Annotated in this window: 20 protein-coding genes; 8 read left to right on the forward strand and 12 right to left on the reverse strand. The window is 73.3% G+C overall.

Features of this window, described 5'->3' with window-relative positions:
* Window positions 1–650: 650 nt before the first annotated feature.
* On the forward strand, window positions 651–1,649 hold the full coding sequence (gene trpS / locus ACFWFZ_RS32560; protein ID WP_387127311.1) for a tryptophan--tRNA ligase: 999 nt from the start codon (window positions 651–653) through the stop codon (window positions 1,647–1,649).
* A 48-nt stretch (window positions 1,650–1,697) separates the two neighbouring features.
* On the opposite strand, the gene proC is transcribed toward trpS, so the two are convergent.
* The 5 genes from proC to ACFWFZ_RS32585 form a co-directional block, all read right to left on the reverse strand.
* On the reverse strand, window positions 1,698–2,507 hold the full coding sequence (gene proC / locus ACFWFZ_RS32565) for a pyrroline-5-carboxylate reductase (RefSeq protein WP_387127313.1): 810 nt from the start codon (window positions 2,505–2,507) through the stop codon (window positions 1,698–1,700).
* A 112-nt stretch (window positions 2,508–2,619) separates the two neighbouring features.
* A complete protein-coding gene (locus ACFWFZ_RS32570; RefSeq protein WP_387127316.1) occupies window positions 2,620–3,357 on the reverse strand; it encodes an ABC transporter permease in 738 nt (245 codons plus the stop codon).
* Window positions 3,354–4,154: an ABC transporter ATP-binding protein gene (locus ACFWFZ_RS32575; RefSeq protein WP_387127318.1), complete on the reverse strand. Its 801-nt coding sequence runs from the start codon at window positions 4,152–4,154 to the stop codon at window positions 3,354–3,356. The genes ACFWFZ_RS32570 and ACFWFZ_RS32575 overlap by 4 nt, the downstream gene beginning before the upstream one ends.
* Before the next feature lie 91 nt (window positions 4,155–4,245).
* Entirely contained in the window at window positions 4,246–4,695 is a 450-nt protein-coding gene (locus ACFWFZ_RS32580; protein ID WP_387127395.1) for a hypothetical protein, read from the reverse strand.
* A 241-nt stretch (window positions 4,696–4,936) separates the two neighbouring features.
* Entirely contained in the window at window positions 4,937–5,239 is a 303-nt protein-coding gene (locus ACFWFZ_RS32585; RefSeq protein WP_387127321.1) for an SH3 domain-containing protein, read from the reverse strand.
* 106 nt (window positions 5,240–5,345) lie between these two features.
* Here ACFWFZ_RS32585 and ACFWFZ_RS32590 point away from each other — a divergent pair, with 106 nt between their 5' ends.
* Window positions 5,346–7,490, forward strand: a complete 2,145-nt coding sequence (locus tag ACFWFZ_RS32590; protein ID WP_387127323.1) for a PQQ-binding-like beta-propeller repeat protein — start codon at window positions 5,346–5,348, stop codon at window positions 7,488–7,490.
* Window positions 7,491–7,568: 78 nt separating this feature from the next.
* Here ACFWFZ_RS32590 and ilvD read toward each other — a convergent pair whose 3' ends face one another.
* The 4 genes from ilvD to ACFWFZ_RS32610 all read right to left on the reverse strand — a co-directional run bounded on the left by ilvD (window position 7,569) and on the right by ACFWFZ_RS32610 (window position 11,709).
* Window positions 7,569–9,419, reverse strand: coding sequence for a dihydroxy-acid dehydratase (ilvD, locus tag ACFWFZ_RS32595; protein WP_387127325.1), 1,851 nt, complete (start codon window positions 9,417–9,419; stop codon window positions 7,569–7,571).
* Window positions 9,420–9,544: 125 nt separating this feature from the next.
* On the reverse strand, window positions 9,545–10,165 hold the full coding sequence (locus ACFWFZ_RS32600; protein ID WP_387127327.1) for a TetR family transcriptional regulator: 621 nt from the start codon (window positions 10,163–10,165) through the stop codon (window positions 9,545–9,547).
* A complete protein-coding gene (locus tag ACFWFZ_RS32605) occupies window positions 10,162–10,989 on the reverse strand; it encodes a sugar phosphate isomerase/epimerase family protein (protein ID WP_387127329.1) in 828 nt (275 codons plus the stop codon). Before ACFWFZ_RS32605 ends, ACFWFZ_RS32600 begins: the two co-directional genes overlap by 4 nt.
* 69 nt (window positions 10,990–11,058) lie before the next feature.
* Window positions 11,059–11,709, reverse strand: a complete 651-nt coding sequence (locus ACFWFZ_RS32610; protein WP_387127332.1) for a hypothetical protein — start codon at window positions 11,707–11,709, stop codon at window positions 11,059–11,061.
* Between the two features lie 181 nt (window positions 11,710–11,890).
* On the opposite strand from ACFWFZ_RS32610, the gene cutA reads away from it, so the two are divergent.
* Together cutA and ACFWFZ_RS32620 are read left to right on the forward strand one after the other, a co-directional pair.
* Complete coding sequence (gene cutA, locus ACFWFZ_RS32615) at window positions 11,891–12,106, forward strand: divalent-cation tolerance protein CutA (protein ID WP_387127334.1); 216 nt, start codon at window positions 11,891–11,893, stop codon at window positions 12,104–12,106.
* A gap of 36 nt (window positions 12,107–12,142) precedes the next feature.
* A complete protein-coding gene (locus ACFWFZ_RS32620) occupies window positions 12,143–12,427 on the forward strand; it encodes a hypothetical protein (RefSeq protein ID WP_387127336.1) in 285 nt (94 codons plus the stop codon).
* Between the two features lie 526 nt (window positions 12,428–12,953).
* On the opposite strand, the gene ACFWFZ_RS32625 is transcribed toward ACFWFZ_RS32620, so the two are convergent.
* Window positions 12,954–13,901, reverse strand: coding sequence for a Ppx/GppA family phosphatase (locus ACFWFZ_RS32625; RefSeq protein WP_387127338.1), 948 nt, complete (start codon window positions 13,899–13,901; stop codon window positions 12,954–12,956).
* A gap of 135 nt (window positions 13,902–14,036) precedes the next feature.
* On the opposite strand from ACFWFZ_RS32625, the gene ACFWFZ_RS32630 reads away from it, so the two are divergent.
* Entirely contained in the window at window positions 14,037–14,882 is an 846-nt protein-coding gene (locus ACFWFZ_RS32630) for a hypothetical protein (RefSeq protein ID WP_387127397.1), read from the forward strand.
* Between the two features lie 58 nt (window positions 14,883–14,940).
* On the opposite strand, the gene ACFWFZ_RS32635 is transcribed toward ACFWFZ_RS32630, so the two are convergent.
* The gene (locus ACFWFZ_RS32635; protein ID WP_387127340.1) at window positions 14,941–16,710 is read right to left on the reverse strand and encodes a hypothetical protein; all 1,770 of its coding nucleotides are present in this window, start codon (window positions 16,708–16,710) and stop codon (window positions 14,941–14,943) included.
* A gap of 418 nt (window positions 16,711–17,128) precedes the next feature.
* On the opposite strand from ACFWFZ_RS32635, the gene radA reads away from it, so the two are divergent.
* Window positions 17,129–18,547: a DNA repair protein RadA gene (radA, locus tag ACFWFZ_RS32640; RefSeq protein ID WP_326475372.1), complete on the forward strand. Its 1,419-nt coding sequence runs from the start codon at window positions 17,129–17,131 to the stop codon at window positions 18,545–18,547.
* 241 nt (window positions 18,548–18,788) lie between these two features.
* Window positions 18,789–19,913, forward strand: a complete 1,125-nt coding sequence (disA, locus tag ACFWFZ_RS32645) for a DNA integrity scanning diadenylate cyclase DisA (protein WP_030817598.1) — start codon at window positions 18,789–18,791, stop codon at window positions 19,911–19,913.
* Between the two features lie 217 nt (window positions 19,914–20,130).
* Here disA and ACFWFZ_RS32650 read toward each other — a convergent pair whose 3' ends face one another.
* Complete coding sequence (locus ACFWFZ_RS32650) at window positions 20,131–20,925, reverse strand: hypothetical protein (RefSeq protein ID WP_387127343.1); 795 nt, start codon at window positions 20,923–20,925, stop codon at window positions 20,131–20,133.
* A 314-nt stretch (window positions 20,926–21,239) separates the two neighbouring features.
* On the opposite strand from ACFWFZ_RS32650, the gene ACFWFZ_RS32655 reads away from it, so the two are divergent.
* Window positions 21,240–22,241 carry an A/G-specific adenine glycosylase gene (locus tag ACFWFZ_RS32655; RefSeq protein ID WP_387127345.1) on the forward strand — a complete coding sequence of 334 codons (1,002 nt, stop codon included), beginning with the start codon at window positions 21,240–21,242 and terminating at the stop codon, window positions 22,239–22,241.
* Window positions 22,242–22,511 lie beyond the last annotated feature (270 nt).

Genomic DNA, 22,511 nt, shown 5'->3' on the forward strand with positions numbered 1-22,511 from the left:
TGTCTTGCGTTTCCGACTCTATCAGACTCTTTCGGGCCCGACTTCCTCGGTGCTTTCCAGGTTCCCGCTTTCGCGTTTCCCTTTCCGGCGATTCCGACTCTATCAGATCCTTTCGGGCCTGACTCCCGGTCAGCGGGTTGTGCTACGCGGGCTGTTGGGCCCTTGCAGCGAGTGAGACAGTAGCGGATTCCTCGCCCCCGAACCTAATCGGCGGCAGCGTCCTCGGACACGGATTCCTCATTCGCAAATACGCATGAAAACGAGACGACGAAGTGCGTCGTTCGTTCGAATGTGTAGTGCGGAATGGCTGTCCGGGGACCGACCGGGGTCGGCGCTCACGTCGGACAACTCGAAGAACCTTACGGACCGGGCACACCCGTGTCAACCCCCGCTGACCGCCGCCGTGCGGCGTGGGCGAAACTCTCCCCGCCCCCGTCACCCGAGGTCTACGCTGGCTCCCATGACTACGCATGCGCTCACGCTCAGCCTTCGTTGGTGGGCCGCCTGACGGCGGCCGACCTTCCACGCGAGCACGCATGCGCTCACGGCCGCCGCCCCGGCGGCCGTTTTCTGTTGTCCTCCCCTCCCGAGAGTGGCCCGGCCGCCCGACACGGTGAGCCGACACCACTCACGAGCAGGGAGAGCAGGACATGACGAGGATCTTCAGCGGGATCAAGCCGACCGGTCACATGACCCTGGGGAACTACCTGGGTGCGGTACGGCAGTGGGTAGCGGCCGACCAGGAGCCGGACGACGCCCTGTTCTGCGTCGTCGACCTGCACGCGCTGACCGTCGAGCACGAGCCGGCGCGCGTACGGAGGCTGACCCGACAGGCCGCGACGCTGCTGATGGCCGCCGGGCTGGAGCCCCGGCGCTGCACCCTCTTCGTGCAGAGCCACGTCGACGAGCACACGCGGCTGGCCTACCTGCTGGAGTGCACGGCGACCGACGGGGAGCTGCGGCGGATGATCCAGTACAGGGAGAAGGCTGCGAAGGCGCAGGTCTCCGGCGAGGGCGTGCGGCTCTCCCTGCTCACCTATCCAGTGCTGATGGCCGCGGACATCCTGGCGTACGGGGCCGGGGAGGTGCCGGTCGGTGAGGACCAGCGGCAGCACGTGGAGCTGACCCGGGACCTGGCGGTGCGCTTCAACCAGCGCTACGGGCACACCTTCACCGTTCCGAAGGCCACTGTTGCGTCGGTGGCCGCGCGGGTCATGGACCTGCAGGATCCGACGTCGAAGATGGGGAAGTCGCACGCGAACGGTTCGGGGATCGTCTATCTGCTCGACGAGCCCGGGGTGGTACGCAAGAAGGTGATGCGGGCCGTCACCGACAGCGGGGACGGTGCGGTGGTCCACGACCGGGAGGCGCGGCCGGGCGTGGCGAACCTGCTGGACATCCTGGCTGCGTGCACCGGCGGTGATCCGGCCGCGCTCGCCGACGGGTACGCCGGGTACGGGGCGCTGAAGCGGGACGTCGCCGACGCGGTGGTCGAGCTGCTGCGGCCCTTGCAGGAGCGGCACGCGGAGCTGGCGGCCGATCCCGCGCAGGTGGACAAGGCGCTGCGGGAGGGCGCGGGGCGGGCCAGGGAGCTGGCGCGGCCCGTGGTGGACCGGGCGTACGAGGCGATCGGGCTGCTCGCGCCGTAGCCGCGGGTACGGGTCCCCGCTGCCGCGGCGGGGGCCCGTACCGGTGGTTCAGCTGTTGCCGGAGGCGAGTTCGCGGCTGCGGTCGCGGGCGGCTTCGAGGGCGGCGATCAGGGCGGCGCGTACGCCGTGCTTCTCCAGCTCGACGATCGCGTTGATGGTCGTGCCGGCGGGGGAGGTGACGGCCTCGCGGAGTTTGACGGGGTGTTCGCCGCTGTCGCGGAGCATCACCGCGGCGCCGATGGCGGCCTGGACGATGAGGTCGTGGGCCTGTGCGCGGGGCAGGCCGAGGAGGATGCCGGCGTCGGTCATGGCTTCGACGAGGAAGTAGAAGTACGCGGGGCCGGAGCCGGAGAGGGCGGTGGCCGCGTCCTGCTGGGACTCCGGGACGCGCAGGGTCTTGCCGACGCTGCCGAAGATCTCCTCGGTGTGGGCGAGGTGCTCGGCGGTGGCGTGGCTGCCGGCGGAGATGACGGACATGGCCTCGTCGACGAGGGCGGGGGTGTTCGTCATGACGCGCACGACGGGGGTGCCGGGGCTGAGGCGCTCCTCGAAGAAGGAGGTGGGGACGCCGGCGGCGCCGCTGATGACCAGCCGGTCGGCGGGGACGTGCGGGGCGAGCTCGTCGAGGAGCTTGGCCATGTCCTGGGGTTTGACGGTGAGGATGAGGGTGTCGGCGCGCTTGGCGGCCTCGGCGTTGGAGACGGCCTCGACCCCGTAGCGGGTGCGGAGCTCCTCGGCGCGGTCGCTGCGGCGCGCGGTGACGAGGAGCTTGGAGGCGGGCCAGCCGCCGCGGATCATTCCGCTGAGCAGGGCCTCGCCGATCTTGCCGGCACCGAGGACTGCGACTGTCTGGGTCATGCCCGATTCACCTCGCCGAACTGTTCTTCCGCCTGGGCTGCGCAGGCGTACGCGTACATGTCCTCATCCTTGCACCCGGGCGGCGGGCGGGGCGGCGGTGTCCGCAGTGCGGTCAGGGGGTGCGGCGGCGGAGGGTGGCCGCGCCGAGGGCGAGTACGAGCAGGGCGCAGGCGGCGACGACGACGGCGTCGCGGACGAATTCGGCGGTCATGTCGGTGTGGGTGAGGACCTGGGTCATGCCGTCGACGGCGTAGGACATGGGCAGGACGTCGGAGATGCCTTCGAGGACGGGGTGCATGGTGTCGCGGGCCGCGAAGAGGCCGCAGAGGAGCAGCTGGGGGAAGATCACCGCCGGCATGAACTGGACGGCCTGGAATTCGGAGGCGGCGAAGGCGGAGACGAAGAGGCCGAGGGCGGTGCCGAGGAGGGCGTCGAGGAGGGCGACGAGCAGGAGCAGCCAGGGGGAGCCGACGGCGTCGAGGCCGAGGGCCCAGAGGGCGAGGCCGGTGGCGAGGAGGGACTGGACGACGGCGACGGCGCCGAAGGCGAGGGCGTAGCCGGCGATGAGGTCGCCCTTGCCGAGGGGCATGGCCAGGAGGCGTTCCAGGGTTCCGGAGGTGCGTTCGCGCAGGGTGGCGATGGAGGTCACCAGGAACATGGTGATGAGGGGGAAGATCCCGAGGAGTGACGCGCCGATGTTGTCGAAGGTGCGGGGGCTGCCGTCGAAGACGAAGCGCAGCAGGGTGAGCATCAGGACGGGCACCAGGAGCATCAGGGCGATGGAGCGCGGGTCGTGGCGGAGCTGGCGCAGGACGCGGGCGGCCGTGGCGGCGGTGCGGGCGGCGTTCATCGGGTCTGCTCCTGGGCGGGGAGGGCGGTTGCCTCGTCGACGAGGCGGAGGAAGCCCTCCTCGACGGTGGCGGCGTGGGTGCGGGTGCGCAGGGCGTCGGGGGTGTCCTGGGCGAGGATGCGGCCTTCGCGCATGAGGAGCAGGTCGTGGCAGCGCTCGGCCTCGTCCATGACGTGGGAGGAGACGAGGATCGTGGCGCCGCGGGTGGCGGCGATGTCGTGGAAGAGCTTCCACAGGTCGCGGCGCAGGACGGGGTCGAGTCCGACGGTGGGTTCGTCGAGGACCAGCAGCTCGGGGGTGCCGAGCAGGGCTACGGCGAGGGAGACGCGGCTGCGCTGGCCGCCGGAGAGGCTGCCGGCGAGGGCTCCTGCGCGGCTGGTGAGGTCGACGTCTGTGATGGCGCGGCTCACGGCGTCGGCGCGGCGGCCGGCGGCGGCCCGGCCGGGGTCGAGGATCGCGGCGAAGTAGTCGAGGTTCTGGCGGACGGTGAGGTCGTCGTAGACGGAGGGCGCCTGGGTGACGTAGCCGATGCGGGAGCGGAGGTCGGGGTGGCCGGCGGGGCGGCCGAGGACGTCGAGGGTGCCGGTGACGTGGGCCTGGGTGCCGACGACGGCGCGCAGGAGGGTGGATTTGCCGCAGCCGGAGGGACCGAGGAGGCCGGTGATGCGGCCGCGGGGGACGTCGAAGGCGATGTCGTCGATGACGGTGCGCGGGGTGCGGCCGGTGCCGCGGCGGACTGTGAGGCCGTGGGCGTGCACGGCGGCGGCCGGTTCTGCACCGGCCCGCTTATTCATCATGCGGTGAATAATGCTCCTGGCGGTGCTGGGGCTTCAATCACCGGGAGCGGAGAGGATGAGGAGGGGTGCGGACGGCCGCGCGGGCGTGCGGCTACTTCTTGCGCTTGGGGCGGCGGGCGGCCGGGTTCCCCGTACGGGTGCTGCGGCGGCGCTCGTAGTCGGCCAGGGCGCGCTCGTACTCGGCGCGGCGGAGTGCCTCGCCGGGGGCCTCGACCAGGCAGCGCAGGGAGTACGCGATGAGGGAGCCGATGAAACCGATCGTCTTGAGGCCCTTGAGGGCCGCCTCGTCGGAGGACGGGGCCGGGCGCCGCTTGTAGGAGTCCCAGGTCTTGACGAAGGCGATGGAACTGGCAATCGCGAAGAGGACGACGACGGAGATGCTGAGGAAGGGGCCGACGTTGCCGATCGCCAGGCCCTCGTAGGAGAGGCGCAGCAGGACGGCTGCTGCGGTGGCCGTGACCAGGGAACCGACGGCGAGGGCGGCACGGCGCAGGCCGTAGCCGCTCTCGCGCTTCACCCAGGTGGTGCCGAAGTACCGGATCGGCTCGGGCTGCGGGCCGGTGGGGACCGCAGGCGCGGAGGCGGGCGCGGCCGAGGCGGCCCGGGCCGGGGCAGCCGCGTCGGCCGCCGGCTCGGCGGGGGTCTGGTCTCGCTGGTCGTCGCTCACAGCAGCGATTATCCCCCGCCGGGCCGGTCGGGCCGGGTGTGTCTCACGTGTCAGACGGGTCGTGCGCGAGGTACGCGGCCTGCGCGGCCTGCGCGGCGGATCCGTCGTCGGCCGGTCAGCCGCAGCGCGTGACCACGAAGCCGTCGCTGCCGGTCCGCACGTACGCGTCGGAGACGAAACGGCCGTTGCCGATGCAGTCCCAGATGTCGCTCGTGCCGTACGGGCCGGAGACCGTGGTGCCCTCGGTCTGGCAGCGCAGCGTGACGGTCGCGCCGAGCGGCAGGACGTCGATCACCGAGTAGTTCGTGCCGGGACCGCTGCGGACGTTCAGCCGGTAGCCGGGAGCGACCGGGTAGGACGGGTAGCCGGAGCCGGAAGCCAGGCTCTGGACTTGGCTCGAATCGTTCTCCACCGACATGCGAAATCTCCCCCCATGGGCGTTGCCGTGCGCAACTCGCGCAGGGTAGCAGGACCTTGGAGATGCCTACGGGACATCGACTAGGCTCCGGCGGGGGTGGTGAGCGGTGCATTCGCTGCGCGCGGACTACGCGGGCTTTCCGGAGTACGCCGGGCAGTACCGGCTCGAATCGGTGCTCGGCTCCGGAGGGATGGGCGTCGTCCACCTCGCCACGTCCGGGTCGGGGCTGAAAATCGCCGTCAAGATCGTGCACGCCGAGCATGCGGTGGACCCGGAGTTCCGGGCCCGCTTCCGGCAGGAGGTCGCGGCCGCGCGCAGGGTGAGCGGGGCGTTCACCGCACCCGTCGTGGACGCCGACCCCGATGCCGAGCGGCCGTGGATGGCCACCCTGTTCATCGACGCGCCGACGCTCGCCGAGCGGGTACGGGAGCGGGTGCTGGACCGCAGCGAGCTCACCCGGCTCGCCGCCGGACTGGCGGAGGCGCTGCGGGACATCCACCGGGCGGGCGTGGTGCACCGGGACCTCAAGCCGAGCAACGTGCTCATGGCGCCCGACGGCGTGCGCGTCATCGACTTCGGGATCTCCCGGCCTGCGGACAGCGACCTGCGGACCGAGACCGGGAAGCTGATCGGGACGCCGCCGTTCATGGCGCCCGAGCAGTTCCAGCGGCCCCGCGACGTGGGGACGGCCGCGGACGTCTTCGCCCTGGGCGCGGTGCTCGTGCACGCGGCGACGGGCCGCGGGCCCTTCGACTCCGACAGCCACTACCTGGTGGCCTACCAGGTGGTGCACGGCGAGCCCGATCTGAGCGGGCTGCCGCGGCAGCTCGTACCGCTCGTCGAACGGTGCCTGGCCAAGGATCCGCGGGAGCGGCCGACCGCCGCGGAGCTGATCGCCGAGATGCGGGCGGTCGCGTACCCGACGGCCGAGGACACCCAGGCCTTCATCCCCCAGCCGCGCAGGCCCGACGGGGCCGAGCTGCTCACCCACCGCCGGGAGCGGGTCCCCGCCGGGCCGGAGCCCCTGGCTCCGCGCCGCGGGCGGCGGGCGCGGATCGCGGTCGCGGCCGGGATCGGGCTGCTGCTCGCGGGCGGCGCGGTGGGCGGGTACCTGCACTTCGGGGCCGCCGCCGGGCCGTCGCCCGCCCAGATCGCCGGGAAGGCGGATCCGGCTCCGGCGAAGGCCTTCGCTCCCTGGTCGGTCCCCCTGGGCAAGCCCGGTACGGGCAGCCGGATCGGTGCCTGCTCCTGGCAGGCGGAGGCCCTCTACTGCGCCGGGGCCGGGCTCGCCGCGGCCCGGCTCGACCCCGCGGACGGTACGGCGGTGTGGACGGTGGAGGCGCGCGGGTCCGCCCCGGCGAAGGGGACGGCGCCCGCGGGAGCACCCCTGCACGCCGGCGGACTGGTCCTCGTCGTGGTGGCGGGCAGCGAGACGCTGCAGGCACTGGACCCGGCCACGGGGGCCGAGCGCTGGCGGCACAGGCTCCCCGCCGGTTCGCAGGCGGTGGCCGCGGGCGCCCAGGTGCTGCTGGTGGGCACCACCGGCAGCGTCACCGCACTGGACGCGGCCGCCGGGACGACGCGCTGGACCCGGCAGATCGGCGGGGTCGGCTCCGTATGGTGGACCGGCGGCGGGCCCGAGGGCGCCGGCGCGCCCGGACTGTACGTGGCGACGCCCGACGGCAGCGGTTCCACGCAGCTCGCCGCGGTCGATGCGGCGACGGGGAACGTCAGCCGCCTGTTCCGTACCGCGGGGCGGCTGCGGCCGGTCGGGGCGGCGACCGGCGGCCTGTACCTGATGGACGTCGACGCGTCCGGCCGGACCACCGCCGTCGTGCGCGCCGACCTCGCGGCGCACACCGCACAGCGGGTGCGGCTCACGGCGCCGCTGTTCGACGCGGAGGCGGCGGTGGACCGGGACGGGGTCACCTACCTGTTCGGGACCTCCGGCGCGCTGGTCGCGGTCGGGGCGGACAAGGAGCGGTGGCGGCTGGAGACGGGCGTGACGGTGGCCTCGCGCCCGGTGGTCGCCGACGGCCGGGTCCTGCTGACGGCGCCGGACGGCCGGCTGCTGGCCGTCGACGCCGCCGACGGCCGGCCGGCGGGGCAGACCCGGCCTCGGATGGCCGACGGCAGGGACACCTACGCGTCGACGCTGCCCGCGCCGGTGGCCGGTGGCGGGCGGGTGTTCGCGGGCGCGCCCGACGGCTCGGTGTTCGCGGTGGACGCGGGCGACCCCGCCCGGTGGTGAAGGCGGGCACGCCGCGGTGGAACGCGGGCGCCCCCGCACCAGCGCGGTGCGGAGGCGTCGCTGCCGGGGCCGGCCGGGTCAGCCCAGCCGGGTGACGTCGCGGACCGCGCCCTTGTCGGCGCTGGTGGCCATCGCGGCGTAGGCGCGCAGGGCGGCGGAGACCTTGCGCTCGCGGTTCTTCGGCGCGTAGACCCCGCCGAGGGCCTCGTGGCGGGCCGCCAGGGTGGCGTCGTCGACGAGGATCTCGATGGACCGGTTCGGGATGTCGATGCGGATGCGGTCGCCGTCCTCGACCACGGCGATGTCGCCGCCGGACGCCGCCTCCGGGGAGGCGTGGCCGATGGACAGGCCGGAGGTGCCGCCGGAGAAGCGGCCGTCCGTCACCAGCGCGCAGACCTTGCCCAGGCCGCGGCCCTTGAGGAAGGACGTCGGGTAGAGCATCTCCTGCATGCCGGGGCCGCCGCGCGGGCCCTCGTAGCGGATGACGACGACGTCGCCCGCCTTGACCTCCTTGCGCAGGATCTTGTCGACGGCCTCGTCCTGCGACTCGCAGACGACCGCCGGGCCCTCGAAGGTCCAGATCGACTCGTCGACGCCGGCCGTCTTCACGACACAGCCGTCGACGGCGATGTTGCCGCGCAGGACGGCCAGGCCGCCGTCCTTGGAGTACGCGTGCTGCACGGAGCGGATGCAGCCGCCCTCGGCGTCCAGGTCGAGGGTGTCCCAGCGCTCGGACTGGGAGAAGGCGGTCGCGGAGCGCACGCAGCCGGGGGCCGCGTGCCACAGCTCCGTCGCCGTGTCGGTCGCCGTACCGGAGCGGACGTCCCACTTGCCCAGCCAGTCCTCCAGGCCGTCGGAGTGGACGGTCGTCACGTCCTTGTTGAGGAGCCCGCCGCGGTGCAGCTCGCCGAGGATGGCGGGGATGCCGCCGGCGCGGTGCACGTCCTCCATGTAGTACGTGCCGCCGGGCGCGACGTTGGGCGCGACCTTGGCCAGGCAGGGGACGCGGCGCGAGACGGCGTCGATGTCCTTGAGGTCGTAGTCCAGGCCCGCCTCCTGCGCGGCGGCCAGCAGGTGCAGGATCGTGTTGGTGGAGCCGCCCATGGCGATGTCGAGGGCCATGGCGTTCTCGAAGGCCTCGCGGGTGGCGATGTTGCGGGGCAGGACGGACTCGTCGCCGTCGCCGTAGTACCGCTTGGTGATCTCCACGACCGTGCGGCCGGCGTCCTCGTACAGGGCGCGGCGGGCGGTGTGCGTGGCGAGGACCGAGCCGTTGCCCGGGAGGGCCAGGCCGATGGCCTCGGCGAGGCAGTTCATCGAGTTGGCGGTGAACATGCCGGAACACGAACCGCAGGTGGGACAGGCGTTCTCCTCGATGCGGAGCACGTCCTCGTCGGAGACGTTCTCGTTGGAGGCGTCCACCATGGCGTCGATCAGGTCCAGCTTGCGGACGGTGCCGTCGACGAGGACGGCCTGGCCGGCCTCCATCGGGCCGCCGGAGACGAACACGGCCGGGATGTTGAGGCGCATGGCGGCCATCAGCATGCCGGGGGTGATCTTGTCGCAGTTGGAGATGCAGATCAGGGCGTCGGCGCAGTGCGCCTCGACCATGTACTCCACGCTGTCCGCGATCAGGTCGCGCGACGGCAGGGAGTACAGCATGCCGCCATGGCCCATCGCGATGCCGTCGTCGACGGCGATCGTGTTGAACTCGCGGGGGATCGCACCGGCCGCGCGGATGGCGTCGGAGACGATCCGGCCGACGGGCGCCAGGTGCGTGTGGCCGGGGACGAACTCGGTGAAGGAGTTGGCCACCGCGATGATCGGCTTCCCGATGTCCTCGCTCGCTACGCCCGACGCGCGCATCAGGGCGCGGGCACCCGCCATGTTGCGGCCGTGGGTGACGGTGCGGGACCTCAGCTCGGGCATGCGGTTCACTCCCCATGAGTGCGGCTGGCCTCACGGTCGGCCGCGACTGCGGATATGGCTCAGGTACGAGGCTACGCCCACCGCCCGCGATCCGGACGGCGTGTCCGCATGGCGGGACGGGAGGCTCAGTCCTCGGTCAGGTACCGCTGAAGCGTAGGGGCCACGAGCCCCACGATGTCCTCCGGGTCAGCGGACGCGAGGGGCTCGACCCGCAGGACGTAGCGCAGGATCGCGATGCCGACCATGTGGGAGGCGGCGAGCTCGGCGCGGAAGGTCGGATCAGGCACGTCCAGATCGGCGGCGACCCGCTCCAGGACCCTGCGCAGCACCAGCCCGCGCAGCACCTTCGCGGCCGCCTCGTGCGTGAGCGCGGACCGGATCACCGCGAGCAGCGGGGCCCTGGTGGCCGGGTTCTCCCACACTCCGAGGAAGTAGCGGGCGAGGCGCTCGCCGATGCCGTCGGGCCCCTCGCCGATGACGGCCGGGACCACCAGGGCCGGCTCCATGCTCATCTCGATGGCCGCGGCGAACAGGTCGTCCTTGCTGCCGAAGTAGTGGTGCACCAGCGCCGGGTCCACGCCGGCGACCTTCGCGATGCCGCGCACGGACGTCTTGTCGTAGCCGCGCTCCGCGAACACCTCACGGGCGGCGAGCCGGATGCGCTCCTGGGTGCCCGGACCCTCCTCGGCCTCGTCCTGGCGGGGCCGGCCCGGGCCCCTGCGGCGCGGCGCGCCCTCCCCGGTCACGGCCGGCGGGCCCGGTCGCGCCCGGCGGTCGCCAGGTGCAGGCGGGTGAAGGCCAGCGCCTCGGCGAGGTCGGCCTCACGCTCGGCGGAGGACATCGCACGCCGCGTGTTGACCTCGATCACCACGTGACCGTCGAAGGAGCTCCGGGCGAGGCGTTCCAGCAGCTCGGCGCAGGGCTGCGTACCGCGCCCCGGCACCAGGTGCTCGTCCTTGGCCGATCCGTTCCCGTCGGCGAGGTGCACGTGGGCGAGCCGCTCCCCCATCCGGTCGATCATGGCGGTGGCGTCCGTACGGGCGGTCGCGGTGTGCGACAGGTCGACGGTGAAGTGTCGGTAGTCGTCCTTCGTCACGTCCCACTCGGGGGCGTAGGCGAGCATCTCGCGGTCGCGGTACCGCCACGGGTACATGTTCTCCACGGCGAACCGGACGTCGGTCTCCTCGGCCATCCTCCAGATGCCGGACACGAACTCCCGTGCGTACTGGCGCTGCCACCGGAACGGCGGATGCACGACGACGGTGGACGCGCCGAGCCTCTCGGCCGCCGACCGGGCGCGCTGGAGCTTGACCCACGGATCGGTGGACCACACCCGCTGGGTGATCAGCAGGCAGGGTGCGTGGACGGCGAGGATGGGCACCTGGTGCTGGTCCGACAGGCGGCGCAACGCGTCGATGTCCTGGCTGACCGGATCCGTCCACACCATCACCTCGACGCCGTCGTATCCGAGGCGTGCGGCGATCTCGAAGGCGGTCGCCGTGGACTCCGGATAGACGGAGGCGGTGGACAGGGCGACCTTCGCGGTGGGGATGCGGACGGGTTCTGCCACGGGGACAGGGTACGGGGCCCACGCCCGCCCGGTACGTGACGGCCGCCACGCGGGCTCTTCTTCCGGCCGTCAGACGAGGCGGAAGAACAGCGTGTCCTGGGTGTACCAGTCGAGGTCCCGCGTCGCCCGCTCCCACTCCTCGTGCTCGGCGTCGAGCTTGGCGATGAGTTCCTGCACGTCGTAGTGGAAGTCGGGGTCCATCCGGTCCAGGACGGCCCGGTACGCGTCGGCGGCCGCCTTGGTCTTCGCGAGCGGCAGATGTCCGATGGCCGGGTACCCGTCCACCGACCAGGGTATGGACGGGAACTCGTCGGGCGGCCCGCCGTAGAGGAACCCGTGGGGCAGCAGGTCGGCGGGCACGCCGAGGCGGCGCATCTCGTCGTCCACGAGGCCGAAGAAGGTGCTGGGCTTGGAGTACGTGCCCAGGTGCGAGCCGTCCGAGGCGTTGCAGTCGATGACGAACTGCAGGGCGGTGGTGTAGGCGTTGCCCGCGCAGGCCGCGTCCGAGTCGGTGTGTCCGGCGATCAGGTGCTCCAGGGCGTCGGGGATGGACAACCCCCAGTCCAGGCCGTGCCGGTCGAGACCGTCCTGGTAGTCCCGGGCGCGCCCCCGCATGATCTCCAGCCGGCGCAGCTGATCCGCCGTGAGATCGCCCTTGCTGCCGAGGTAGGCCAGCACGTGGGCCTTGTCCGCCGTCGAGTACGAGATGTTGTAACTCATGGTCACCATCCTGCCAACCACCACCGACAGCGCCTGTCGGTGGCCGGCTCTGGGGCGACACGCCGCCAGGCGGAGGGCAGTTCCTGCCTTCCGGTTCTTCGCTGTTGACCAGCACCGGCCCTCCCCGGACTGCCTCTGGGTAGTGTCCATCGCAGAGGACCGACACAGGAGGAGGGCCGTCATGGCGACCGACACCGTGATCGCGCAGACAACCGTCGACAGTGAAGACCTGGCACGTAGGTTGGCGCGAGGCGCGGTGGAGGCCCGACTGGCAGCCTGTGCGCACATCGACGCGCCCTTCACGGCCGTCTACCGGTGGAAGGGAGCCATCGAAACGGCCACCGAGTGGCGAATCTCCTACAAGACGACACGAGACCGGTGGGCAAGCTGTGCGTAGACGGAGAGCACGAGGGAGTCCATGCGAGCAGGAGTCATGAACTGCACCCATGATCGCTACGAGTACGTGCCGCACCCACTGCTCCGACGTCGCGTGCGCGACGTGGCCAGTGGCGTCGAGGGGGAGCTGATGGCCGTGGTCAACGAGGACGTGTCGACGTCGGTCCATCCCTACTGGGTAGAGCTGGCATACATCCGGGGTCCGTCCGGCCGTGAGTTCTCCACAGCGGTGGACAACATCGAGCCGGCCGCCCTGCACCCGAGCCAACACAGCTGTCCAGCCCCACAAGAGGGCCGGACGCGGTCGGACAGAAGCGCGTAGCGATCGAGGGCGGCCTGTGCCCAGTCACAAGGGCCCGCAGCCGCCGTCGGACAGGAGCGCGTAGCGATGTGGGGCGCGCCGGGCTCCGGCCGGGCAGTGCGATCGGCCTCGCGGCTTCTCGTCGGCCGGCCCGTTCCTTCGGGGGCTTCCCGGCAGTCTTTCGGATTTCCGTGGCGGGACGGTCGGTCAGGGGGGGCCGAAGGCCCTCACGAAGTGACGCGACCGGAGGGAGCGCCCTTGACGGACCGGCCCGACACGGGCAGACGATGGGACTGCCGGGAAACCCCCGGAACGACTCTGATCCCGCCCCGGCAGATCGGCCCCCACCGAAACCCCGCCCAACCAGGCCACCGGCCTCCGCTCCACCACCGTCGCAGGCGGGTGGGCAACCGCCGACCAGGGGTGGTGGAGCCGCGGGGGTGAAGGCGCCGAGCACGCGTGCACCCGTACCCGCGCCGCCCGCGCCACCTCTGCCCTCATGCACCCGTACCCGCGCCGCCCCGGCGCGCAGGCTTCTTCGTACCCCCTACGCCGGCGCCGCCCCCGGCGTCGGGAGGTGGTCCAGGCGGCGGAGGATGACGCCCTCGCGCAGGGCCCACGGGCAGATCTCCAGCTCGTCCACCCCGAAGAGGTCCATCGCGGCCTCGGCGACCAGCGCGCCCGCCAGGAGCTGGTTCGCCCGGCCCTCCGAGACGCCCGGGAGGGTGGAGCGCTGGGCCGTCGTCATCTCGGCCAGGCGCGGTACCCATTCCTCCAGGGCCTTGCGGCTGAGGTCGCGCTGCACGTACAGGCCGTCGCCCGAGCGGGCCGCGCCCGCGATGCGGGCCAGCTGCTTGAAGGTCTTCGATGTCGCCACCACGTGGTCCGGGGCCCCGAAGCGGCTGAACTCGCGGACCGTCCGGGCGATCTCCGTCCGCACGTGCCGCCGCAGCGCCCGGATGTCGAGGGCGTCCGGCGGGTCGCCCGGCAGCCAGCCCGCGGTGAGGCGGCCCGCGCCCAACGGGAGCGAGACGGCCGCGTCCGGGTCCTCGTCGATGCCGTACGCGATCTCCAGGGAGCCGCCGCCGATGTCCAGGACCAGCAGCTTGCCGGCGGACCAGCCGAACCAGCGGCGGGCGGCGAGGAAGGTCAGCCGCGCCTCGTCCTCACCGCTCAGCACCGGCAGGTCGACGCCGGTCTCGGCCTTGACCCGGGCCAGGACCTCTTCGACGTTCCGGGCCTCGCGCACCGCGCTGGTCGCGAAGGGCAGGACGTCCTCACAGCCCTTGTCCTCGGCGGCCTGCACCGCTTCGTTGACGACCGAGAGGAGCCGCTCGACACCCGCGGGGGTGACGGCTCCGGCCTCGTCGAGGAGCTCCGCCAGCCTTATCTCCACCTTGTGCGAGTGCGCTGGCTGCGGGCGCGCACCGGGGTGCGCGTCCACCACCAGCAGATGGACCGTATTCGAACCCACATCAAGGACACCGAGTCTCATAGGGGGAAACGCTACTGCGAGGAACACTCAGGGGTTGTGTAAGGGGCGCTTAGGCTTGGGTTTGTGCCAAATACGAAGAAGGCCAACAAGACCCGGTCGCAGAAGGACACGGGCGAGGACTCAGGCAAGAACCCGATCAAGAGCACGGGCAGCACCAAAGGTGCCAAAGGCGTCAAGGACACCCAGAGCGCCAAGGGTGCCAAGGGCGTCAAGGCAGGGAAGGTGAAGGCCGTGGCTGACGAGAAGGGGCTCGATTTCCCCCGGGCCTGGGTGGAGTTCCCCGACCCCGCCGACGACGAGCAGGTCTTCCGCTGTGACCTGACCTGGCTCACCTCCCGCTGGACCTGCATCTTCGGCAGCGGGTGCCAGGGCATCCAGGCCGGCCGGGCCTCGGACGGATGCTGCACCCTCGGCGCGCACTTCTCCGACGAGGACGACGAGAAGCGCGTCGCGGAGCACGTGGCCCGGCTGACGCCCGAGTTGTGGCAGTTCCACGACGTCGGCAGCGAGAGCGGCTGGACGCAGAACGACGACGACGGGGAGAAGCAGACCCGCCGCTGGGACGGCGCCTGCATCTTCCTGAACCGGCCCGGCTTCCCCGCCGGGGCCGGCTGCTCGCTGCACATCCTCGCGCTGAGGGAGGGCCGGGAGCCGCTGGAGACCAAGCCGGACGTCTGCTGGCAGCTGCCGATCCGCCGGACGTACGACTGGATCGACCGGCCCGACGACACCCGGGTGCTGCAGGTGTCGATCGGTGAGTACGACCGCCGCGGCTGGGGCCCCGGCGGCCACGACCTGCACTGGTGGTGCACGTCGGCGACGTCCGCGCACGGCGCCGGTGACCCGGTGTACGTGTCGTACCGCGCCGAGCTGACCGAGCTGATGGGCAAGGAGGGGTACGACGCCCTCGTGCAGCTGTGCGAGGCCCGGCTGGCGTCGCTGCTGCCGATGGCTCCGCACCCCGCGGACCCGGCTCCGTAGCCTCCGCAGCTCTGCGTCTCCGTAGCTTCGTAGCTCCGTAGCTTCGTAGCTCCGCAGGTCAGCCGCCACCCGGACCCGACGGTGCCGGGTCGGGCGCGGGAGAAGCCGTGCCGCCCGCGCCGTCCGTCGGGGACGGCGCGGGCGTCGGGGACGGCGGCGGGATCGTCGGCTCCGTCGGGGTGGGCGTCGGCGTGGGCGTCGGGGACGGCGGCGGCGACGGGCTCGCGGGCGGCGTCGGCTCCGGCTGCGCAGTCGGTGTCGACGCGGGCCGGCCGCGGCCCCGGATGGAGACCACCGCACCGGCCGGGTCGACCCCGACCCGGGCGGTCCAGGCGCCGACGGGCTGCGCCTCGGAGTCCACGGTGATGTGCAGGGTGACCGATTCCCCGGGCGCGAGCGTGCCCGCGGTGCGGCTCGCGCGCAGCCACGGCGCGTCGGACCAGAGCCGCCAGTCCACCTGGGCGCCGCCCGAGGCGGTGAGTGTGAGCAGGGTGAGGGCGCCCCGCGAGGACGCGGCCACCGAGAGGCGGCCGGGCGTGCCGGCCTGGTCGGGCGTGGCCGGCGGGCCGGTGCTGATCACCTCGACGGAGACGTCGGAGGAGTCGCTGCTCTCGGCGAACCCTGGGCCGGCGGTGGTGCCGGTGGCGTTCCCGGTGTTCTCGTAGGCGGTGAGCGGGCGGCCGTCGATCCGGGCGGTCGGCAGCTCGGTCTCGCTCGCGGAGATACGGGTGGACCCGTTGCCGACGGATTCGCCGCTGCCCTGCTCGCCGCGGTACGAGGCCCACAACGCCAGGACCGGGGCCGCGACGACGGTGGCCACGACGGTCGTGGTCACGGCGCGGGCCCGCAGCCGGTCGCGGCGGGCGGCGCGGTCCTTGGGGTCCATCGGGAAACCGGTGCGGTCGAAGCGCGGGGCGGGGCCGCGGCCCCGGCCGGAGCGGAGCATCGCCGCGTGGACCGCGGTGCGGGGGGCGGGTACGAGGGGCAGTGCGGCGGTGTTGACGCCGCCCGAGCCGGGCCAGGCGGCGGCGCCCACCCGTTCGGCGACGCGTCGGCACCGGGGGCAGTCGTCGACGTGGCGGACGAGTTCGGCGCGCAGGGTGCTGGACAGCAGCACGTCGCCGTCGCCGCCGTCGCCGTCGCCGTCCGCGTCGCCGCCGGTGAGCTGGGAGACGCTGGGGCATCCGCCGCTCTCGACGACGGCGAGGGCGGCGCGGGTGCGCTCCACCTCGCAGGCGGCGCCGGTCAGGAGCTCCCGGGCGGCGGCGGGGGGCGTGCCGAGGACGGCGGCGAGTTCGGGGACGCCGAGGCGGTGGCGGACGGCGAGTTCGAGTGCCTCGCGCTGCGCGGGCGTGGTCCCCGCGGCCTCTGGCCAGGCCAGACGGGCCAGCTCGGTACGGCGGTAGGCGCTGACGTCAAGCTGCCGGCGGGCTTCCGTGGCCGTGCCGTCGTCCGCTGCGCCCCCCGGCGCGCAGTCGCGCCCCCTGTGCTCCGGCGCACGCCGGGCGGAATGCGCTCCCTGGCGTACGCGCCGCTGCTCGGCCAGGCGGCGCAGACAGCCCCAGCGGGCGAGCGCATAGAGCCAGGCCCGCCGGTCGCCCTCGTCAGGGCAGCGGCCGGGATGGCGCTCGGCCACGGCGAGGACGTCTCCGAGCACGTCGGTGGCGGTGTCGTGATCGCAGAGGACCGAGAGGCAGTACGTGAACAGGCCGTCGAGATAGGGCTCGTGCCGGAAAGGGCGCGGCGGCTCGTCTTCTTGGCCCGTGCGCCCGTGCGCCCGGTGTGCGCCGGTGCGCGGTGAGGGTGGTGCCTGGTCGCTGCTGTTCACCTGGCGACCGTAGGCGGCGCGCCGCGGGCGCCCTGGAAGCCTTCCCCGGTTTTAGCCCTTATGGGTTAACAGATCGTTGACGCGCTGACGGCGGGCCTGACATGGCCGGCCGCGGCGGCGGGGCGGCGGGCTCCAAGCAGCACGCGCGGCGGGTCCCGAGGGGCGCGCGGCCGGGCCCGAACAGCGGGCGCGTCGGGCGCGGCGAGTCCGGCCGGCGCGCTCGCCGACGCCCCCGCCGACGCCCCCGCCGACGCGCCCGTCGGCGCCCCCGGTCAGCGCCCCGGTCAGCGCCCCGGCCGGCGCCCCCGTCGGCGCGCGCGCGCCGACGCCCCGGACAGCGCCCCGGCCGGCGCCGCGGCCGGCGCCGCGGCCCGTACCGCGGCCCGGCCTGTCGGTGCGGGCGGCTACCGTGAGCGGCATGGCTGCCCGCACTGCTCGTTCATCCGCCAAGGACCGTCCGTCCTACCGCTGCACCGAATGCGGCTGGACGACGGCCAAGTGGCTCGGCCGGTGTCCCGAGTGCCAGGCCTGGGGCACCGTCGAGGAGATGGGGGCGCCCGCCGTACGGACCACCGCGGCCGGCCGGGTCTCGACCGCCGCGCTGCCGATCGCCCAGGTCGACGGGCGGACGGCGACCGCGCGCAGCACCGGTGTGGACGAGCTGGACCGCGTCCTGGGCGGCGGCCTCGTGCCCGGCGCCGTCGTGCTGCTGGCCGGCGAGCCCGGCGTGGGCAAGTCGACGCTGCTGCTGGACGTCGCGGCGAAGGCCTCCAGCGACGCGCACCGCACGCTGTACGTCACGGGCGAGGAGTCGGCGAGCCAGGTGCGGCTGCGGGCCGACCGCATCAAGGCGCTGAGCGACCACCTGTACCTCGCCGCCGAGACCGACCTGTCGGCGGTGCTCGGGCACCTCGACGCCGTGAAGCCGTCCCTGCTCGTCCTGGACTCCGTACAGACCGTCGCCTCCCCCGAGATCGACGGCGCGCCCGGCGGCATGGCCCAGGTGCGCGAGGTGGCGGGCGCGCTGATCCGGGCCTCCAAGGAGCGGGGCATGGCCACCCTCCTGGTCGGCCACGTCACCAAGGACGGCGCCATCGCCGGTCCGCGCCTGCTGGAGCACCTCGTCGACGTCGTGCTGAGCTTCGAGGGCGACCGGCACGCGCGGCTGCGGCTCGTACGCGGTGTGAAGAACCGGTACGGAGCGACCGACGAGGTCGGCTGCTTCGAGCTGCACGACGAGGGGATCACCGGGCTCGCCGACCCGAGCGGGCTGTTCCTGACCCGGCGCGCCGAGGCCGTTCCGGGGACCTGCCTGACCGTGACCCTGGAGGGGAAGCGGCCGCTGGTCGCGGAGGTGCAGGCGCTGACCGTGGACTCGCAGATCCCCTCCCCCCGGCGGACCACCTCCGGCCTGGAGACCTCGCGCGTCTCGATGATGCTGGCGGTGCTGGAGCAGCGCGGCCGGATCACGGCCCTCGGCAAGCGCGACATCTACAGCGCCACCGTGGGCGGGGTGAAGCTCACCGAGCCGGCCGCGGACCTGGCGATCGCGCTCGCGCTGGCCTCCGCCGCCAGTGACGTCCCGCTCCCGAAGAACCTGGTCGCCATCGGCGAGGTCGGCCTGGCCGGCGAGGTGCGGCGGGTGACGGGCGTGCAGCGGCGGCTGGCGGAGGCGCACCGGCTGGGCTTCACGCACGCGCTGGTGCCGGCGGACCCGGGCAAGGTGCCGCCGGGGATGAAGGTCACCGAGGTCGCCGACATGGGCGACGCGCTCCGGGTGCTGCCGCGTGGGCGCTCCCGTACGCCGGCCAAGGAGCGGGCGGCGGCCGCGGAGTAGGCCCCGTCCGGGCCGGCCGCCGGCCATGATCGAACCGAGTGGCCCCGTCATGATCGAACCGCCCGACCGACCGGTCGCCGCGCTGGTCAGGGGGTCCGTACCGGCCCCCGCCGGGCCATACCTGGCCAAGCCAAGGCGGGGCCGCGGCGCGCGCCGGTAGACTTTGTGCTGGTCCGCCCGGCCGTACGCACGTCCTCGTGCCCCCGCGCTGGGCGGCGCAACCCGCGACCGGAGGAGTGCAGTGGCAGCCAAGGACGGGGCATCAGCACCCGGGAAGTCCGGCGCGAGCTCCAAGCACGACGCTCTCATGCGCGCTTCGCTGAGCGCGGTCGCACCTGGTCAGCCGCTGCGCGACGGCCTTGAGCGGATCGTCCGGGGCAACACCGGCGGCCTCATCGTCCTCGGCATGGACAAGGCCGTCGAGGCGATGTGCACGGGCGGCTTCGTCCTGGACGTGGAGTTCACCGCGACCCGGCTGCGCGAACTGTGCAAGCTCGACGGCGCGCTCATCCTCGACAAGGACCTCACCAAGATCCTGCGGGCCGGCGTCCAGCTCGTACCGGACGCCTCGATCCCCACGGAGGAGACGGGCACGCGCCACCGCACGGCCGACCGCGTCTCCAAGCAGTGCGGCTTCCCGGTGGTGTCGGTGTCGCAGTCGATGCGGCTGATCGCCCTGTACGTGGACGGGGAGCGGCGGGTCCTGGAGGAGTCCGGGGCGATCCTGTCACGCGCGAACCAGGCGCTGGCCACGCTGGAGCGGTACAAGCTCCGCCTCGACGAGGTCGCCGGCACGCTGTCGGCGCTGGAGATCGAGGACCTGGTCACGGTGCGCGACGTCACGGCGGTCGCGCAGCGGCTGGAAATGGTCCGCCGGATCGCGACCGAGATCGCCGAATACGTGGTCGAACTGGGCACGGACGGGCGACTGCTGTCGCTCCAGTTGGACGAGCTGACGGTGGGGATCGAGCAGGAGCGGGAGCTGGTCATCCGGGACTACGTGCCCGAGCCGACGGCGAAGCGTTCCCGCACGGTGGACGAGGCGCTGGCGGAGCTGGACGCCCTGACCCACCCGGAGCTGCTGGAACTGCCCATCGTGGCGCGGGCGCTGGGGTACACCGGCTCGCCCGAGACGCTCGACTCGGCGGTGTCGCCCCGCGGCTACCGGCTGCTGGCGAAGGTGCCGAGGCTGCCGGGCGCGATCATCGAGCGGCTGGTGGAGCACTTCGGCGGCCTGCAGAAGCTGCTCGCCGCGAGCGTCGACGACCTGCAGACGGTGGACGGCGTGGGCGAGGCGCGGGCGCGGAGCGTCCGCGAGGGGCTGTCGCGGCTGGCGGAGTCGTCGATCCTGGAGCGTTACGTCTAGTGCCGCGTCAGGCAACGTCCGCCCCGTCGCGACGCCCGGCACGCACTCCCGCCGCACCGGACGCCGCTCCTGACGGGCGAACGTTGCCTGGCGCGGCACCAGCCTGCGGCTTCGCTCGGCCGACCGGCTTGGGTCCGCTGCCCGTTCGGCGTGCGCGCCGCTCCCGGGGGCGCTGCCCCCGGATCCCGGGCCCTGAAACGCCGGCGAGGCCAGGAACTCAGTCCTGCTTGAGGACGAACGAGGTGCGGGCGACCGGCATGCCGGGGGCCTTGACTTCGACCATGTAGGTGTCCGGAGCAGCCAACCCCGCCGGAGGCGACTGGCACTGGTCGGCCGCGCTGAACCTGCGGTCCCACTCCAGCGCGTGCTTCGTCTCACCCTGCGCCGGGAGGCGGAAGAAGGCGTTGCCCGCGCCCGTCGGGCAGTCCGCCGAGGACCACACCGCCTTGTTGCCGCTCGCCTGAAGGATGGTCAGGACCGCCTGCTTCGGGCCGAGATCAACCTTGCAGGTGGTTCCGGAGATGTTGCGGGCGATCAGCTCGAAGCGGGGCTTCTCGTTCGCCTCGTACTCGTTCTTGACGCTCTTGACCTCCCACTGCAGCGCGCTCGTGGCGCACGTGGGGAGCGGGGAGTCCGCGGGGACCGCCGCCGGGCCGCCCGCGCCGCCGCTGCCTGCGGAGCCGGAACTTCCGCCCGGGCCCGCGCCGACGCCCGGTTCGCCGTTCTTGCCCGAGCCGCCGTCAGACCCGGCGGTCCCACCGCTCCCGGACTCGGGGCGCCCGCCGGGGGCGGCGCTGATGGCGGGGCCCGTACCGGGCGGGCCGGGGGTGATCGAGGTGACGGGGTCGGGGCGGCCCTCGCCCTTGCCGTTCGCAGTCGTCTTCCCCCCACCGGAACTGACGGTCCATACGGCGAGGAGCGCGAGGAGCGCGACGACGGACGCCAGCACGGCCCTCCGTCGCCAGTAGATGGAGGAGGGGAGCGGCCCGACCGGATTGCGCAGAGATCCCACGGAGGGAACTTTACGAGAGTTCGCGGCCCGATCAGTGCCCCACATGCCGCGCATCGGGCTCGATTTGCCGATGATCATCTTGCGGGCCCCGGCGGAGGCGGTGAGAACCGGCCAAAGGGCTGACATGGAGATTAATCCGGTTTAGGCACGTTCGGTGACCATGGACACCTCCGGCCGGCGCCGCCGGTCAGTGCGGCGCGGGCCGGCGGGACGCGGGCGGGCGGGACGCGGGCGGGCGTCTGGCTGACCGGGCCCGGTCAGGCGGACGCCAAGTCCGGCTCCGCGGTCCGAAACGTGCCAGGATGCCGTCTGCCATGACTGCATCCCCCTCTTCCTCCCCCGACGTGTCCCCCGACGCTTCCCCGGACGTGTCCCGCGAGCTGACCCCCGACGCGTCCGCCGGCCCCTCCCACGCGCTGCACTCCCCCGTCATCGCGTGGTTCGAGCAGCACGCCCGCGACCTGCCCTGGCGCCGCCCCGAGGCCGGCCCCTGGGGTGTCATGGTCAGCGAGTTCATGCTGCAGCAGACCCCGGTCAGCCGGGTCCTGCCGGTCTACGAGCAGTGGCTCGCCCGCTGGCCCCGCCCCGCCGACCTGGCCGCCGAGGCCCCCGGTGAGGCCGTACGGGCCTGGGGGCGGCTCGGCTACCCGCGGCGGGCCCTGCGGCTGCACGGCGCGGCCGCCGCGATAACGGAGCGGCACGGAGGCGACGTACCGCAGGAGCACGCGCAGCTCCTCGCGCTGCCCGGGGTGGGCGAGTACACCGCCGCGGCGGTGGCCTCCTTCGCGTACGGGCAGCGGCACGCCGTCCTCGACACCAACGTGCGGCGGGTCTTCGCGCGCGCCGCCACCGGTGTCGAGTACCCGCCGAACGCGACCACGGCCGCCGAGCGGCGCCTGGCCCGCGAGCTGCTGCCCGCGGACGAGTCCACCGCGGCCCGCTGGGCGGCGGCCTCGATGGAGCTCGGCGCGCTCGTGTGCACCGCGAAGAGCCCGGACTGCGCCCGCTGCCCGGTGGCCGGGCTGTGCGCGTGGCGGCTGGCCGGGAAGCCCGCGCACGACGGGCCGCCGCGGCGCGGGCAGACGTACGCGGGGACCGACCGGCAGGTGCGCGGCAAGCTCCTGGCCGTCCTGCGGGAGGCGGTGGGGCCCGTTCCGCAGGCCGTCCTCGACACGGTGTGGAACGAGCCGGTGCAGCGGGCGCGTGCGCTCGACGGGCTGGTGTCGGACGGGCTGGTGGAACCCCTCGACGGCGGCCTCTACCGGCTCCCGCAGACCCGACCGCAGACCCGACCGCAGACCCGACCGCAGACGTGACCGCCGACGGGTCACCGACAGGGCGGCGGCAGACCGGGGGCGGTTCGGGGACGGACCGTGCACCGGTCGGCCACCGCCCGTAGCCGCGCCTGAAGCTGAGTCAGCCATTCCGCTTGTTGCCGCTAAACCCCAGCTCACGGGCACTGTTACACAACCTATGGGTGTCCGTGCTCCCACCGAAGGCTGGCTCGCACAGGCCCGTGACAACCCCTCCGTAGCGTCGTCCCCGTAAGACAGCGGTGGAGCGGTCGGACGGGAACGGAGGCGGTC

This window comes from Streptomyces sp. NPDC060232 (assembly GCF_042726555.1).
Lineage (GTDB): Bacteria > Actinomycetota > Actinomycetes > Streptomycetales > Streptomycetaceae > Streptomyces.

Excerpts from the sequence above, each read along its gene's own strand:
- trpS (WP_387127311.1), top strand. The coding sequence starts at position 651 with ATGACGAGGATCTTCAGCGGGATCAAGCCGACCGGTCACATGACCCTG.
- proC (WP_387127313.1), bottom strand. The coding sequence starts at position 2,507 with ATGACCCAGACAGTCGCAGTCCTCGGTGCCGGCAAGATCGGCGAGGCC.
- ACFWFZ_RS32570 (WP_387127316.1), bottom strand. The coding sequence starts at position 3,357 with ATGAACGCCGCCCGCACCGCCGCCACGGCCGCCCGCGTCCTGCGCCAG.
- ACFWFZ_RS32575 (WP_387127318.1), bottom strand. The coding sequence starts at position 4,154 with ATGATGAATAAGCGGGCCGGTGCAGAACCGGCCGCCGCCGTGCACGCC.
- ACFWFZ_RS32585 (WP_387127321.1), bottom strand. The coding sequence starts at position 5,239 with ATGTCGGTGGAGAACGATTCGAGCCAAGTCCAGAGCCTGGCTTCCGGC.
- ilvD (WP_387127325.1), bottom strand. The coding sequence starts at position 9,419 with ATGCCCGAGCTGAGGTCCCGCACCGTCACCCACGGCCGCAACATGGCG.
- ACFWFZ_RS32610 (WP_387127332.1), bottom strand. The coding sequence starts at position 11,709 with ATGAGTTACAACATCTCGTACTCGACGGCGGACAAGGCCCACGTGCTG.
- cutA (WP_387127334.1), top strand. The coding sequence starts at position 11,891 with ATGGCGACCGACACCGTGATCGCGCAGACAACCGTCGACAGTGAAGAC.
- ACFWFZ_RS32620 (WP_387127336.1), top strand. The coding sequence starts at position 12,143 with ATGAACTGCACCCATGATCGCTACGAGTACGTGCCGCACCCACTGCTC.
- ACFWFZ_RS32625 (WP_387127338.1), bottom strand. The coding sequence starts at position 13,901 with ATGAGACTCGGTGTCCTTGATGTGGGTTCGAATACGGTCCATCTGCTG.
- radA (WP_326475372.1), top strand. The coding sequence starts at position 17,129 with ATGGCTGCCCGCACTGCTCGTTCATCCGCCAAGGACCGTCCGTCCTAC.
- ACFWFZ_RS32655 (WP_387127345.1), top strand. The coding sequence starts at position 21,240 with ATGACTGCATCCCCCTCTTCCTCCCCCGACGTGTCCCCCGACGCTTCC.